The 14118-nt window shown below is 62.2% G+C and carries 14 protein-coding genes; 7 read left to right on the top strand and 7 right to left on the bottom strand.

The window, feature by feature from the left end; all coding sequences use genetic code 11:
- Window positions 1–22 precede the first annotated feature (22 nt).
- Window positions 23–421, top strand: a complete 399-nt coding sequence (locus ACZ0AI_RS02290; RefSeq protein WP_463564374.1) for a hypothetical protein — start codon at window positions 23–25, stop codon at window positions 419–421.
- A gap of 228 nt (window positions 422–649) precedes the next feature.
- Here the strand turns inward: ACZ0AI_RS02290 and ahpF are convergent, their stop codons facing one another.
- The gene (gene ahpF, locus ACZ0AI_RS02285; RefSeq protein ID WP_225831305.1) at window positions 650–2203 is read right to left on the bottom strand and encodes an alkyl hydroperoxide reductase subunit F; all 1554 of its coding nucleotides are present in this window, start codon (window positions 2201–2203) and stop codon (window positions 650–652) included.
- A gap of 128 nt (window positions 2204–2331) precedes the next feature.
- Window positions 2332–2895 carry an alkyl hydroperoxide reductase subunit C gene (gene ahpC, locus ACZ0AI_RS02280; RefSeq protein WP_070885309.1) on the bottom strand — a complete coding sequence of 188 codons (564 nt, stop codon included), beginning with the start codon at window positions 2893–2895 and terminating at the stop codon, window positions 2332–2334.
- Window positions 2896–3077: 182 nt separating this feature from the next.
- On the opposite strand from ahpC, the gene ACZ0AI_RS02275 reads away from it, so the two are divergent.
- Together ACZ0AI_RS02275 and ACZ0AI_RS02270 are read left to right on the top strand one after the other, a co-directional pair.
- The gene (locus ACZ0AI_RS02275) at window positions 3078–3878 is read left to right on the top strand and encodes a substrate-binding periplasmic protein (RefSeq protein ID WP_463564373.1); all 801 of its coding nucleotides are present in this window, start codon (window positions 3078–3080) and stop codon (window positions 3876–3878) included.
- Between the two features lie 89 nt (window positions 3879–3967).
- Window positions 3968–5164, top strand: coding sequence for an MFS transporter (locus ACZ0AI_RS02270; RefSeq protein WP_463564372.1), 1197 nt, complete (start codon window positions 3968–3970; stop codon window positions 5162–5164).
- Here the strand turns inward: ACZ0AI_RS02270 and ACZ0AI_RS02265 are convergent.
- The 3 genes from ACZ0AI_RS02265 to ACZ0AI_RS02255 form a co-directional block, all read right to left on the bottom strand.
- Entirely contained in the window at window positions 5161–6459 is a 1299-nt protein-coding gene (locus ACZ0AI_RS02265) for an FAD-dependent oxidoreductase (RefSeq protein ID WP_463564371.1), read from the bottom strand. The genes ACZ0AI_RS02270 and ACZ0AI_RS02265 overlap by 4 nt on opposite strands.
- A gap of 35 nt (window positions 6460–6494) precedes the next feature.
- Window positions 6495–6923, bottom strand: a complete 429-nt coding sequence (locus ACZ0AI_RS02260) for a 3-isopropylmalate dehydratase (protein ID WP_225831297.1) — start codon at window positions 6921–6923, stop codon at window positions 6495–6497.
- A 106-nt stretch (window positions 6924–7029) separates the two neighbouring features.
- Window positions 7030–7830: an AraC family ligand binding domain-containing protein gene (locus tag ACZ0AI_RS02255; protein WP_463564370.1), complete on the bottom strand. Its 801-nt coding sequence runs from the start codon at window positions 7828–7830 to the stop codon at window positions 7030–7032.
- Window positions 7831–7929: 99 nt separating this feature from the next.
- On the opposite strand from ACZ0AI_RS02255, the gene ACZ0AI_RS02250 reads away from it, so the two are divergent.
- On the top strand, window positions 7930–8859 hold the full coding sequence (locus ACZ0AI_RS02250; RefSeq protein ID WP_463564369.1) for a DMT family transporter: 930 nt from the start codon (window positions 7930–7932) through the stop codon (window positions 8857–8859).
- Window positions 8860–9028: 169 nt separating this feature from the next.
- On the opposite strand, the gene ACZ0AI_RS02245 is transcribed toward ACZ0AI_RS02250, so the two are convergent.
- Window positions 9029–9469 (bottom strand): HIT family protein, encoded by a 441-nt coding sequence (locus tag ACZ0AI_RS02245; RefSeq protein ID WP_463564368.1) that lies wholly within the window; start codon window positions 9467–9469, stop codon window positions 9029–9031.
- A 73-nt stretch (window positions 9470–9542) separates the two neighbouring features.
- Complete coding sequence (locus tag ACZ0AI_RS02240; RefSeq protein ID WP_463564367.1) at window positions 9543–10826, bottom strand: MFS transporter; 1284 nt, start codon at window positions 10824–10826, stop codon at window positions 9543–9545.
- A 243-nt stretch (window positions 10827–11069) separates the two neighbouring features.
- Between ACZ0AI_RS02240 and ACZ0AI_RS02235 the strand changes: the two genes are divergently transcribed.
- From ACZ0AI_RS02235 to ACZ0AI_RS02225, 3 genes are all read left to right on the top strand, one after another.
- The gene (locus ACZ0AI_RS02235; RefSeq protein WP_463564366.1) at window positions 11070–11867 is read left to right on the top strand and encodes an undecaprenyl-diphosphate phosphatase; all 798 of its coding nucleotides are present in this window, start codon (window positions 11070–11072) and stop codon (window positions 11865–11867) included.
- A gap of 100 nt (window positions 11868–11967) precedes the next feature.
- Window positions 11968–12840 carry a tetratricopeptide repeat protein gene (locus ACZ0AI_RS02230; protein WP_463564365.1) on the top strand — a complete coding sequence of 291 codons (873 nt, stop codon included), beginning with the start codon at window positions 11968–11970 and terminating at the stop codon, window positions 12838–12840.
- A 187-nt stretch (window positions 12841–13027) separates the two neighbouring features.
- Complete coding sequence (locus ACZ0AI_RS02225) at window positions 13028–14035, top strand: AraC family transcriptional regulator (protein WP_463564364.1); 1008 nt, start codon at window positions 13028–13030, stop codon at window positions 14033–14035.
- The last annotated feature ends 83 nt before the right edge of the window (window positions 14036–14118 follow it).

Raw genomic sequence — 14118 nt, 5'->3', positions numbered from 1 at the left:
TTTGACGACGCCCGGAGCCACCGTGTCCCTAGCCGATGATCAACACCGCCAGCGCGTGCTGGATGCCGCCGAGTCCCTGGACTGCACGGTCTATCGCCCTGATGAAGACGATAGCGACGCTGAAGAACGGGACATGGGTGATGCCAAAGTCCTGTTCACCGGCCCGTTCGAGCCGCCCCAGGAATGGGACGCCGCCGAGCGTGACGATTATTTCGATGGCAGTGATCCGGCACTGTTCGTCACTGCGCTGGTTGCCTGTGAAGCCAAACCGGGCTCCAAGGCTTTTTTCACCCCGCAGTCCGGTGATTACCTGGCGACCATGTCCGGTGCTGGCAAGGTAGAGATGTACTTCGTCTGCGAGCGCCTGGACGATGAACAGGGCCCCAGCTTCGTACTGATTCGCGATGAAGAAACCGACTGAGTGATTCAACCCGGCGATAGCGACATGCATCGCCCAGCCGAATCGCCCGCAAGCGGGCTCCTACAGATGTAGCGACTGCCATCGTCCTCCCCGTAGGAGCCGGCTTGCCGGCGATCATTTGATCCGGGTAGATATCTGTCGATTCTGGCTGGTTGCCACACTTTCTGGAAAACGGAAATGAAAAAGGCGGGCCATCAGGTCCGCCTTTCGTGCTTCAGGCTCAGCGCATCAGCTACGGATCAGGTGATCGAAGGCGCTCAGCGAGGCTTTCGAGCCCTCGCCCATGGCGATGACGATCTGCTTGTACGGCACAGTGGTCACGTCACCCGCAGCGAAGATGCCGGGCAGCGAGGTTTCACCGCGAGCGTCGACGATGATTTCGCCACGATCCGACAATTCCACCGAGCCCTTCAACCACTCGGAGTTTGGCAGCAGGCCGATCTGCACGAAGATGCCTTCCAGCGCTAGCGGGACGAACTCATCGGAGTTGCGATCCTTGTAGACCAGACCGGTGACCTTCTGGCCATCGCCTTTCACTTCGCTGGTCAGGGCGCTGGTGATCACCTTGACGTTGGGCAGGCTGTAGAGCTTCTTCTGCAGTACGGCGTCAGCGCGCAGCTTGCTGTCATATTCCAGCAGCGTGACCTCTGAAACAATACCGGCCAGGTCGATGGCCGCTTCCACACCGGAGTTGCCGCCGCCGACCACTGCCACACGCTTGCCCTTGAACAGCGGGCCGTCACAGTGCGGGCAGTAGGCAACGCCCTTGTTGCGGTATTCCTTCTCGCCCGGCACGTTCATCTCTCTCCAGCGTGCGCCGGTGGACAGAATAACGGTCTTGGCTTTCAGGCTCGCACCGCTCTCGAACTTCACTTCGTGCAGGCCGCCAGCGCTGGAAGCTGGAATCAGTGCGCTGGCACGTTGCAGGTTCATGATGTCGACGTCGTACTGCTTGACGTGCTCTTCCAGGGCGCGGGCCAGTTTCGGGCCTTCGGTTTCCTGTACCGAGATGAAGTTCTCGATGGCCATGGTGTCCAGCACCTGACCGCCGAAACGCTCAGCTGCGACGCCGGTACGGATGCCTTTACGGGCAGCGTAGATGGCTGCCGCAGCACCGGCCGGGCCACCACCGATGACCAGCACGTCGAAGGCTTCCTTGCCGTTCAGCTTGGCCGCATCACGGGCAGAAGCGCCGGTGTCGATCTTGGCGAGGATCTGCTCGGCGTCCATACGGCCCTGGCCGAACAGTTCGCCGTTCAGGTAGATGCTCGGTACCGACATGATCTGACGGGACTCGACTTCATCCTGGAACAGCGCGCCGTCGATGGCGACGTGACGGATGTTTGGGTTGAGCACGGCCATCAGGTTCAGCGCCTGGACGACGTCCGGGCAGTTCTGGCACGACAGCGAGTAATAAGTCTCGAAGTTGAATTCGCCTTCGAGGCTGCTGATCTGCTCGATCACTTCAGCCGCCAGCTTCGAGGGGTGGCCACCGACTTGCAGCAGGGCCAGCACCAGCGAAGTGAACTCGTGCCCCATCGGCAGGCCGGCAAAACGCAGGCTGATGTTGCCGTTCGGGCGATTCAGGGCGAACGACGGCACACGGGCGTCGCTGCCATCGGTCTTCAGGGTGATCTTGTCGGTCAGGCTGACGATGTCGTCGAGCAGACCTTTCAGCTCCTGAGATTTGTCGCTGTCATCGAGGGACGCGACGATCTCGAACGGCTGGATGACCTTTTCCAGGTAGGCCTTCAACTGGGTTTTAAGCGTGGCGTCCAACATAAACGTGTCCTCAATGACGAAATTCGGGCAATAAAACGCCCGGACGGGTTACGCCCGGGCGCCGAGCCGTCAGGGATGGGTTACATCCCCGCGGCTGACCATCTAGAAGCGAGGCTTCCGGGTCGTTTTTAGATCTTGCCGACCAGGTCCAGGGAAGGAGCCAGAGTCTGTGCACCTTCTTTCCACTTGGCTGGGCAGACTTCACCCGGGTGAGCGGCGGTGTACTGAGCAGCTTGCAGCTTGCGCAGGGTCTCGGCCACGTCACGAGCGATCTCGTTGGAGTGGATTTCGACAGTCTTGATCTGGCCTTCCGGGTTGATCACGAAGGTACCGCGCAGTGCCAGACCTTCTTCAGCGATGTGTACGCCGAAAGCGTTGGTCAGCTGGTGAGTTGGGTCACCGATCAGCGGGAAACGAGCCTTGCCAACGGCAGGGGAAGTTTCGTGCCATACCTTGTGCGAGAAGTGGGTGTCGGTGGTGACGATGTAAACCTCGGCACCAGCTTTCTGGAAGGCTTCGTAGTTGTTGGCGGCGTCTTCGATTTCGGTCGGGCAGTTGAAGGTGAAAGCTGCCGGCATGAAGATCAGTACCGACCACTTGCCCTTCAGGCTTTGTTCGGTGACTTCGATGAATTTGCCATTGTGAAATGCATTGACCTTGAACGGCTGAACTTGAGTGTTAATCAAAGACATCAGTAACTCCTTAGGAGGGTTGAAAAATTTACAGGAGGGATAGTAGCCCCATATGGATCAAAGAGCCCATTGATTGAAACCATCAATCCAATAAGCTCAGTCAATCGACCCATATAAAAAGCCTTTTAAAACAATAATCTGAAGTTTTCGTATACCGCAACCGATGATGGAGTCTTATCAGCATGAACCAGCAGCGTACCGGCTCCAGACGGCCTACGCTTTACGACAACGCTCAATCCTGCCTGGTTCGTGCCATGTCTCCTCGCCTGTGTGCCGCAGTGCTCGCCTTGCTCAGTTTCTGCTGCATCGCGGAGGAACGCCCGATACGCTTCTCGATCACCGAAAGCGGCGTCATGCCACTGGTCGACATCCGCGACGGCAAAGCCGTCGCGGGCATTCTCTACGACCTGCACATGCGCCTGGCAGAAAAGCTCGGCCGTCGCGCTGAAATGCTGGTGTTGCCGCGCCTACGCGTACAGCGCGCCCTCTTGCACAAAGAGGTCGACGTGCGCTGCTACGTTAATCCGGCGTGGCTGAGTGAAGCTTATCCCGAGTACGTGTGGAGCATCCCCTTTATGGTGCAGCGTGATCTGCTGGTAGGTCGCAGCCCTCAGCCGGTCACCCCGGAAAAACTGCCCAAACAATCCATAGGTACGGTGTTGGGTTTCTATTACCCGACCCTGCATCCGCTATTCATGAGCGGCAAGTTGCTGCGCGACGATGGCCGCACCCAGGGCCTGGTTCTGACCAAGCTCGCTGCCGGACGTTACGATTATGCGATCAGCAACGAACTCGCCCTGCAGTGGTACAACCGCCACAACGACGAAACCCAAAAACTCTACGAGGTACACGAACTGGCCAGTGACCTGGCAGCCTGCCTGGTTCGCGACGAACCTGATGTACCCACCATGCAGTTGCTGCGCGCCATGGTGCAGATGAAACAGGACGGCGAATTCGATGCCATCCTCAAGCGCTACCGCTGAACGAAGCCGCGCAATAAAGCGGTTCTCTCGACGGCCCATTGCGTGAATAATGCCCCGCCTGATTCGCCGCACGTTATCGAGGTAAACACATGAGTGGCCCAGCCCACGACGCCACGCGCCTGAGCGCGGGGGCGATCCTGTTGATCGAACTGGCCCTGGCACTTGGCGGTTTCGCCATCGGCACCAGTGAGTTCTCGATCATGGGTTTGATGCCCAACGTCGCCGAGGATCTGGGCGTCAGCGAGCCGCAGGTCGGTCACGTGATCAGCAGTTACGCGCTTGGCGTGGTGGTCGGTGCGCCGATCCTGGCCCTGCTCGGCGCACGCCTGCTGCGCAAGACCCTGCTGCTGTTGCTGATGGGCGTATTCGCCGTCGGCAACCTGGCCAGCGCCCTGGCGCCCGACTACTCCTCGCTGCTGATATTCCGCTTCTTCGCCGGCCTGCCTCACGGTGCCTATTTCGGCGTCGCCATGCTGGTTGCTGCCTCCATGGCGCCACCGCACAAGCGCGCCAAGGCGGTGAGTCGAGTACTGATGGGGCTGAGCGTGGCCATTCTGGTCGGCAACCCGCTGGCCACGTGGCTGGGCCAGAGCGTCAGCTGGCGCTATGCCTTCGCACTGGTCAGCGTGATCGCACTGCTGACCGTGGCGATGGTTGCGATCTTCCTGCCGGTGGATCGTAACGAAGTACGCAGTAGCCCGATCAACGAGCTGCGCGCCTTCAACCGCGCGCCGATCTGGCTGGCGCTGGGCATCGGTTCGATCGGCTTCGCCGGGATGTTCTGCGTGTTCAGCTACATGGCTCCGACACTGCTGGAAGTCACCCAGGTCAGCCCAGGCATGATCCCGGTGGCCATGGCGATATTCGGCGTCGGCTGCATTCTCGGCAACATGGCGGGCGGCTGGCTATTCGACCGCCTGCAATTCAAGTCGGTGGCCTGGATTCTGCTGTGGAGCGCGCTGGTGCTGCTATTGCTACCTATGGCCACCCATTCGATCTGGACGATGCTGCCAGCGATCCTAGCCCTGGGCACCATCGCCGCCCTGTCGCCGGCCCTGCAGACCCACCTGATGGACGTGGCCACCGGCGCCCAAACCCTGGCCGCTGCCTCCAACCACGCCGCATTCAACATTGCCAACGCCCTGGGCCCCTGGCTGGGCGGCCTGGCGATCAGTGCCGGTTTTGGCTGGACATCGACGGGTTACATCGGCGCTATAACCGCGGCGGGCGGCCTGCTGATTTTCTTCTGGGCCTGGAAAGTACAGCAAGCGCAGGGCGCCGCCTAAACGGAAGGTGCCGGAGCAGCCGGCTGCGTCGTTGGTTTGCGCAACGCGTACAGCTCGGCGGCTCCCTTGCCGGACAACAACCAACCGGTGCGCGCACCAACTAGTGTGGAAACGGCATGTTGGCGACCCATCGGCAAGTGCCGCGCCATGAACAGCGCGGTATCACGGATGACCGCCAACCATGCGCTGTCCGACTGGAACAAGGGCGTCAGCAAGCGACTGGCCTGGCGGTAATAACGCAGGTGAGCGCGACGCAGATCCGCGTAGGCGGCGAAGCGGTCAGGAAAACTCGGCGCCTGACCATGGTCTGCTGACCCCAGCGCATTGGCCAACGCAACAGCATCGACCAGCGCCATGTTCGCGCCCTGCCCCAGTTGCGGGCTCATGGCGTGGGCACAATCACCAATTGCCAGCACCCGACCGTCGTGCCACTGCGACATGCGCACATCGGCATAGGTGGCGAGCATCAGGTGCTGCGCCGAGTCGATCGTCTGCAGAAAGGCTTCGGCCGGCTCGCCAGCGAGTTGCCGTACCGAATCCTTCCACGCAGGCAGGCCAGCCTGCTGCCACGCACCATGGGTCGCCACCGGCAGGCTCCAAAACAGGCTGCTCAGGCGCGTATCTCGGTCGGTATGGGTAGCGCCGGTCGGCATGATGCCGAACATCTGCGAACAGCCCCGGTACCACTGGCGCAAATCGGTGGAATCGGCCCCATCCGGAGTCGGCACGATGCTCCATAGCGCACCCCAGGGATAGGGCTTGACCCACTGACGTACCTGCATCTGCGCGCGCAACTGCGAGCGGGTGCCATCGGCCAGAATCAACGCCGCGTGGTCGCCGAGTGCGACCTCGTCACCCTGACCATCAGCGGCGAGCAGGCTCACATGGGTGGGCGACTTCTGGAAACGGTTGATGGAGATACCCGTGCAGATGTTCACGCCGGCCGCGCGCGCCGCATTGAGCAGCGCCGTCATCAGCACACCGCGATGGATGCCGAGGCCGAAGGAGTCGGCTTGCCAGTGCTGATAACGGGTGTCGAGAATCACTCGTCCCGCGCAGGCGGAAGTCCCAAACAGGCGGCTTACCGGCGCTCCGAGCGCAACGCACTCATCGAGCAAGCCGAGGCTGCGCAGAGCGGCCAGGCCGGAGGGCTGCAGGAGAATGCCCGCACCGACCGGCTGCAATTCGGCGACGCGGTCGAAAATGCTGACAGTCCAGCCCTGGCGGGCCAGCAGAATGGCACTGGCCAGACCTGCGGTACCAGCCCCGACGATGGCAATGGGTAGATCTTTCACGGGCACTTCCTGTGCAGTAGTTCGTGAGGCGGATTCTACCTCGGCTCGCTGAGTTGGATATCGAAGCCGCCACGGTTTTGGCTGACGATACGCAAATCAGCACTGCCGCCCGCCTCAACTTTCACCGCCACCTCGCGATTGAGGCGCCCCTTGCCACACAGGGTTTCATCCTGCTTATCGGCAGTGATGCCCAGAATGCGATTACCCGCAGGCACCTGGAAGCGCGCCTCCTCGCCCACGGCGATGCGCGCCGCGACCTTGCGGTCGACCAGCACAGCGACGTAGCAACCGCCGCCCATCAAGCCCAGATCACGGTTGACCACGACCTCACCGCCACCACTGACCGGCGTCTGATACGCCAGCAGGCGCTCGGCCGGCACGGCCGTGACCTTATCGGGGTCGGCCTGGTACGAAGAGCAACCAACCAAAGCCAGCAGCGGCAGTACGGCGAAGATCGAACGCATGGGTTCCCTCCATGGGAATCATAGTGAAGTGACCGTTATGACCAGCACACTGCCATGACAGTGCCATAAATCCTGGCACGACTCACCGGGATATTTTCGCCACCGTCTACTGCTGTCGCGGCAAGTTGCCCTTGCGGTATTCATCGGGCGACACGCCCATCAGCCGGCGGAACATGCCAATGAATGCCGACGCACTGCTGTAACCCAGATCCAGCGCGATGCTTTCCACGGTACGACCACGCTCCAGCTGCGCCAACGCCGCGACCACGCGCAGGCGCTGACGCCATTGCGCGAAGGACATGCCCAGGTCGCGCTGGCAACGACGCATCAGCGTACGCTCGGTGGTGTTGACCTGGCTGGCCAGTTGCGCCAGCGAGCGCGTATCGGCGGGGTTGGCTGTCAATTGCCGCAACACCGGCTCCAGCAGCGGATCGCTGGAGCTGGGCAGGTAGCTGCCGACCTTGGGTGCGCGGGTCAGCTTGTCGAGCAGCAACTGCAGCTGTCGCTCGTTCTCGGCCTGCCGCGAGGCGTCAGGCGGCGATTCGCGCAAGTCGTCGAGCAAGGCGCGCACCAGCGGCGTCAGGCTCAGCGCACAGGGTTCGGCGGGCAGCTCGGCACAATGCTCAGGGGCGACATACACCGAGCAGTGACAGGCCTCGTGACGATTGAAGCCGATGTGCTCCAGATCCGGCGGCAGCCAGATGCCATATTGCGGCGGCGCCAGGTAATGACGACCGGCGACTTCGATTTCCATCACACCGCTGAAGGCATAGACGAACTCGCCCCAGGCGTGGCGATGGCGCGGATAGGTCGCATGTGCCGGCACGCTGGCGGTTCGGAAGAACAGCGGGGCCGGCAAGGCGTCGCTGAATGGAGGGATCTGCAGTCGCGGGGCGTCAGTGTTCATCGCTCTGGCGGATAACCGCTATGCGCTGTCGGGTTTGAACTATATCAGCAGAAATCGCCAGCACCATAATGGTGACCTACTTCACTGGCAGGCTCCTTCATGGACACGCGCAAGAACATCGACGGGCTGGCCGGGGCAATGATGGTCGTGCTGTGCATGATCTGGGGGCTGCAGCAAGTCGTACTCAAAGCGGCAGCAGACGACGTAACGCCGATGATGATGCTCGCCCTTCGCTCCGGGGTGGCCGCCATGCTGGTGGCGCTACTGATGCTCTGGCGCCGCGACGGTCTCTCGCTGCGCGAAGGCAACTGGCGACCAGGCCTGATGGTCGGTTTTCTGTTCGCGCTGGAGTTCATGCTAGTCGGCGAAGGCCTGCGCCATACCAGCGCCTCGCATATGGTGATCTTCCTCTACACCGCGCCGATCTTCGCCGCGCTCGGGTTGCACTGGCTGCAGCCTAGCGAACGCCTGAAACCTCTGCAGTGGCTGGGCATCGGCGTGGCCTTCATCGGTATCGTGGTGTCTTTCGCCGGGGGGGCGCCCGATCTCGAAGCGCGAGACACCAGCAAGCAGATGTTCGGCGACATCCTCGGCCTGCTCGGCGCCATGGCCTGGGGAGCGACCACGGTGGTGGTGCGCTGCTCACGCCTGTCCAGCGCACCGGTCACGCAAACACTGCTCTACCAATTGCTTGGCGGTTTCCTGCTGCTGATGGCGGCCTGTGCACTAACTGGCCAACTGTATTTCAACCCAACGCCGGTGGCATTGGGCGGCCTGGCGTTCCAGGCGCTACTGGTGTCCTTCGCGAGCTTTCTCGCCTGGTTCTGGCTGCTGCGCAACTACCTCGCCTCGCGCCTCGGCGTGCTGTCGTTCATGACGCCGATGTTCGGCATCGTGTTTGGCGTGTGGCTGCTCGACGAGCCACTGGAAGTCAACTTCATCGCCGGCGCACTGCTGGTGCTGTGCGGCATCCTGATGGTCAGCGGTTACGAATGGTTGAGCCAATGGCTGAAGCGACGACTCTCGTAGGATGGCGTTGAGCGAAGCGATACCCATCGAGGGTTCGGCGCACGACCCTGATTCACCCCGCGGCCGAGTCGGATCTTTAAGAGCGTTGGTGGGCTAAAGCCCACCCTACGGGTGAAGTGGCGGTGATCGCATGTAGGGTGGGCTTCAGCCCACCAAGTGCTTATACCAATCAAACGCTCTGAAAACGCTTAACCAGCCTGGCCTGCAGTTTCTCCAGCTCGGCCGGATCGGCCTTGCCGCTGGCGTGGTTCTGCAGGCCCTGCTCGCTGAAGCGCGGAATCACATGCACGTGGATGTGATAGACCGTCTGCCCTGCCGGCGCGCCGTTGAACTGAGTGACCTGCACACCATCGGGCTTGAGTTCGTCGGCCAGCACACGGGCGACCTTCTGCACGCCCAGAGTCAGCTTGGTCAGGTTGTCAGCGTCGATCTCAAGAATATTGCGCGCTTCGGCGCGCTTGGGGATCACCAGCGTGTGCCCGAAGGACTGCGGAAACAGGTCGAGGAACACCAGTACGTCCTCGTCTTCGTAAAGCTTGTAGCAAGGCATCTCGCCGCGAATGATCTTGGCGAAGATGTTCTGCGAATCGTAGTCGCCGTACAGGCTCATGAGCTTCTCCGTAGCGTTTTGATCGTGTGCGCACCATACCGGCTCGGCCGGGTGAAACGGAATAGTCGCGCGTTCATCGGACCTTGCGCAGCAGGCCCAGCCCGACCACTACACCGACGCCACACAGGGCGATCAGGTAATAAGCCGGGCCCAGCGGGCTCCACTTCACAAGCAGCGAAACGGCCACCGGGGTCAGACCGCCGAACACCGCATAGGACATGTTGTAGGAGAACGACAATCCGCTGAAGCGCACCCGCGGCGGGAATGCGTGAACCATCACGAACGGCACCGCGCCGATGGTGCCGACGAACAAGCCGACCAATGCATACAGCGGGAACAGCCACTGCGGGTTGGCGTGCAGGCTGGTGTAGAACAGCCAGACGAAGACCGCCAGCGCGCTGCAGCCAACCACCAGGACGCGGCCAGCACCGACGCGATCGCACAGCGCACCGCTGATGATGCAACCGATGCTCAGCATGACGATGGCCAGGCTGTTGGCCTGCAGCGCAGTGACGGCATCGAAACCGTAGAAGGTCTGCAGAAAGGTCGGGGTCATCAGGATAGCCACCACGATGCCGGCGGACAGCAGCCAGGTCAGCAGCGCGGAAATCACCACGCTGCCGCGATGGTCGCGTATCACGGTTTTCAGCGGCAGCTCTTCGGACAGTGCCTTGCGCGCCTGCATCTCGGTGAACACTGGCGTTTCGTGCAGCCACTGGCGCAGGTACACCGCGAACAGGCCGAACACGCCGCCGAGCAGGAACGGCAGGCGCCAAGCCCAGTCGAGCACTTCCTGCTCGGTGTAGACGCTGTTGATCAACGTGGCCATCAACGAGCCAAGCAGGATGCCAACGGTCAGGCCGCAGGTCAGCGTACCGCAGGCGTAACCGATATGGCGGGCCGGCACGTGCTCGGAGACGAACACCCAGGCGCCCGGTACCTCACCGCCAATCGCCGCGCCCTGGATCATGCGCATGAGCAGCAACAGCAGCGGCGCGAAGATGCCGATCTGCGCGTAGGTCGGCAGCAGGCCCATGATCAGCGTCGGCACCGCCATCATCAGGATGCTCAACGTGAACATGCGCTTGCGACCGATCAGGTCGCCGAAATGCGCCATGATGATGCCGCCCAGCGGGCGTGCCAGATAGCCAGCGGCGAAGATGCCGAAAGTCTGCAGCATGCGCAGCCAGTCGGGCATATCCGGCGGGAAGAACAGCTTGCCGACCACGGTGGCGAAGAACACGTAGATGATGAAGTCGTAAAACTCCAGCGCGCCACCTAGGGCAGACAGGGACAGGGTCTTGTAATCGCTACGAGTCAGGGGTCGGCCGGGTGCCGAAGAGGCTGCGCGGTGCATGCGGGGGAGTCTCGAGGGGTTTACGGAGAACATCGACCGACAGCGTTCGGTCGTGGGGCGCACACGATAGCAAATCCGCAGCCCACCGGCAGTGCCACAGGCAAGCCCGCGCTGGTTCGAAAAAGACCGGCATGCCTAGAATGCGGGTGAAACTCAAGGAATCGACCGGCAGCGCGGAGAAAACGAGCCCTCAGCAGGTCATACCCGCAGTCCGCGCTCGCTCACTCCCTCATAAGGAAACCCATGGACTGGCTCCACCTGCTCATCCTGTCGCTCATCCAGGGCATTACTGAATTCATTCCCGTCTCCTCCTCCGCGCACCTGATCCTGCCCTCGCAGTTGTTGGGCTGGCCCGATCAGGGCCAGGCGTTCGACGTCGCCGTGCACGTCGGCACCCTGATGGCGGTGGTGCTCGCGTTCCGCCAGCAAATCGCGGCAATCGTCAGCGGCTGGCTGGGCCATGTGCTGCACCGCCGCGCCAGCCCGGAAAGCCGCATGGGCTGGATGATCATCCTGGCGACCATCCCGGCCGCACTGGCCGGGCTGCTCTTCGAATCGGTGATCGAGCAATACACCCGCTCGATGCTGGTGATCGGTACCACCACCATCGTTTTCGGCCTGGTGCTCTGGTGGGCCGACGTGAAAGGCAGCCGCGATGCCGACATGAGCCGCATGACCTGGCGTCACGCCCTGCTGATCGGCCTGGCACAGATGCTCGCGCTGATTCCAGGCACTTCGCGCTCAGGCATCACCATGACCGCCGCACTGATGCTCGGCTTCGACCGCAAGAGCGCCGCAAGCTTTTCCTTCCTGCTGTCGATCCCGCTGATTCTCGCCGCGGGCAGCCTCAAGGCCCTGCACCTGATCGAAGAAGGCAACGGCGCACACTGGGGCGACATGGCCTGGGGCATTGGCCTGTCGTTCATCTCGGCCTTCCTGTGCATCAAGCTGTTCCTGGCTGCGCTAGATCGCATCGGCATGCTGCCCTACGTAATCTACCGCCTGATCCTCGGCACATTCCTGTTGTTCATAGCGTTGTAATCGCAGCGTCTTGCCGCTATCGGCAGCGCTGGCGTAACGTGCTGTCCAAGGACGCCCCGTTCGGGGCTCGCCGTCTCTCGGCTTATGAAAGGATCGGTTCATGCACCCGTTGGCACTGCTCGCCGCCCCGCTACTCCTCGCCTGCGCCGTTGCCGCGCAGGCAGACTCCTCACCACCCTGCCCGGTAAACGACATAGCCGATGACCCGGAGAGTGTCGGCGTGGTGCGCGACAAAGCCGAGTCGGGTGATCTGTGCGCCCAGTTCAACCTCGGTTTCTACCACTACACCCATCAGTCATATGACGCGGCAGAGCGGATGTACGCCCTCGCGGCCGAGCAAGGCAACGCGCGCGCAGCGTTCGAGATCGCCATCCTGTACCGCGATGGTTTGCTCGAAGACAACGCCGGGCAGCGCCGACAATGGCTGGAGAAATCTGCCGCGTTAGGCGCTGATCTGGCGCAGATCGAGCTTGGTATCGATCACTGGGAACAGCGCGACGACAACGAACAGCTCTACCAGGCCATGCATTGGTTCGAGCAGGCGGCAGTTCAGGGCAATATCCAGGGCCAATATCTGCTTGGCGAGGGTTACTGGGCGGATCGCGGCATCGAGGGTTTCGCCGCTGATGATCAACTGGCGATGCGCTATGGCGGTGACGAAGAGCTGGGCGCGTACTGGGTATGCAAGGCTGCCGAGCAAGGCGATGCGGACGCCCAGTTTGCCATCTCCGAAGCCTACAGCATCGGTCGAGGCGTGCCCGCCAGCAGCATTCAGCGCTACCTGTGGCTTACTCAGGCTGGTGAAAACGGCCACGAAGAAGCGCTGAGCTGGCTGGATGAAAGTGGTACTGCCTGGTACACCCGCGTAGAAAATTGGGCGAAGCGGCAGATGAGCGACGAAGTCGCAAGCTGCCCGGCGCTGCCGTCCAGGCAGGAAAGCGATGAAGGCGGGCTGACTGGGCAAGCAGGCTGAGAGCGAGCGTTGACGTCTCTGGCGTTACCATCTCCTACAGACACCCCGACGCGCGTTGGCGAACGAGCCGCTTGTTAGCTATCGATACCTCCGGCAGGCAGCATGCCAGGCAGGGCGTGCCTTTCGGCAAGACGCAAGGCACGCTTATTGCCTGATTCTCGACTCTGTTCCGAGAAGGCGTGCCCCCATGCTGCACTCCCACCTGACCACCCTGCATGCCGTCGTTCTGGCCCTCGATACCCTTTGCCAGAATGGCGACTGCAACGCCCATGAGCTGCTGGCCGGCAGTGGCATCGACGCCGCGGATTTGCAGCGCCCGGAGATGCGCATCAGCATCGCCCAGGAACGCCAGGTGTTTCGCAACGCCACCGCCAGGCGGCAGGATCTCGGCCTGCTGCTCGGCAGGCGTATGCACGTATCGTCCTATGGCCTGCTGGGTTTCAGCCTGCTCTCAGCATCGACGCTGGGCGATGCGCTGGAAGTGGCCTTCAGCTTTCCCGCCTTGCTCGGCACCCTCTTCGACCTGCGTCTGCGACGCGACGGCTCGCAGGCCTGGATCGAGGCCAGCCACTATCGCGACACGGCGGAACTAGAGACCTTCAACACCGAGTTCTGCCTGGCCTCGCTGAAGCTGATCTGCGATGACCTGCTGGGTCGCAGCCTGCCACTCGAAACGGCCCGTTTCACCCATCGAGCGCCGCGCTACCAGCGCCAGTACAGCCGCGACTTCGGCTGTGCGGTGCGCTTCAATGCCGCCGACAACGCCATCGTGTTCGACAGCCAGTGGCTGGATCGACGCCTGCCCCTGGCAGACCCGGTAACTCACCGCGACACTCTGGAACGCTGCCGCCATCTGAACCGCGAGTTCATCTCCCACCTGGCGCTGATTTCCCGCGTGCGCCAGTTGCTCGCCAGCCAGTTGCCGACCGCGCCAGGGCTCGATGGTCTGGCGCGCCAGCTACGCTGTTCGTCGCGCACCCTGCGCAGGCAGTTGCAGGAGGTCGGCACCAGCTACCAGACGCTACTCGATGAGTTGCGCTTCGAGCAGGCACGCCATCTGCTGGAACAGGAGCGGCTGCCCATCGCCCGGATCGCCGAGGAGCTCGGCTACAGCGAAACCGCCAGTTTCCGCCACGCCTTCCAGCGCTGGAGCGGTGTGTCACCGAGCCGCTATCGGCGCCCGGTCAGCGCATAGAACCTGCACCGATACGGATCGTTGCTGCGCCATTTCGTGGCCATATCTATCCCCTTTTGGCCATTGCGCTCATTTCGCCAGCG

Source organism: Pseudomonas sp. AC355 (assembly GCF_979258205.1).
The sequence above is the reverse complement of the archived record's forward strand: the minus strand, read 5'-3'. Positions and strand labels throughout refer to the sequence as shown.

Bases quoted from the DNA above. Each gene is read 5' to 3' on its own strand.
- ahpF (WP_225831305.1), bottom strand. From the start codon at position 2,203: ATGTTGGACGCCACGCTTAAAACCCAGTTGAAGGCCTACCTGGAAAAG.
- ACZ0AI_RS02260 (WP_225831297.1), bottom strand. From the start codon at position 6,923: ATGCGTTCGATCTTCGCCGTACTGCCGCTGCTGGCTTTGGTTGGTTGC.
- ACZ0AI_RS02255 (WP_463564370.1), bottom strand. From the start codon at position 7,830: ATGAACACTGACGCCCCGCGACTGCAGATCCCTCCATTCAGCGACGCC.
- ACZ0AI_RS02235 (WP_463564366.1), top strand. From the start codon at position 11,070: ATGGACTGGCTCCACCTGCTCATCCTGTCGCTCATCCAGGGCATTACT.
- ACZ0AI_RS02240 (WP_463564367.1), bottom strand. From the start codon at position 10,826: ATGCACCGCGCAGCCTCTTCGGCACCCGGCCGACCCCTGACTCGTAGC.
- ahpC (WP_070885309.1), bottom strand. From the start codon at position 2,895: ATGTCTTTGATTAACACTCAAGTTCAGCCGTTCAAGGTCAATGCATTT.
- ACZ0AI_RS02250 (WP_463564369.1), top strand. From the start codon at position 7,930: ATGGACACGCGCAAGAACATCGACGGGCTGGCCGGGGCAATGATGGTC.
- ACZ0AI_RS02225 (WP_463564364.1), top strand. From the start codon at position 13,028: ATGCTGCACTCCCACCTGACCACCCTGCATGCCGTCGTTCTGGCCCTC.
- ACZ0AI_RS02245 (WP_463564368.1), bottom strand. From the start codon at position 9,469: ATGAGCCTGTACGGCGACTACGATTCGCAGAACATCTTCGCCAAGATC.
- ACZ0AI_RS02230 (WP_463564365.1), top strand. From the start codon at position 11,968: ATGCACCCGTTGGCACTGCTCGCCGCCCCGCTACTCCTCGCCTGCGCC.
- ACZ0AI_RS02275 (WP_463564373.1), top strand. From the start codon at position 3,078: ATGAACCAGCAGCGTACCGGCTCCAGACGGCCTACGCTTTACGACAAC.
- ACZ0AI_RS02270 (WP_463564372.1), top strand. From the start codon at position 3,968: ATGAGTGGCCCAGCCCACGACGCCACGCGCCTGAGCGCGGGGGCGATC.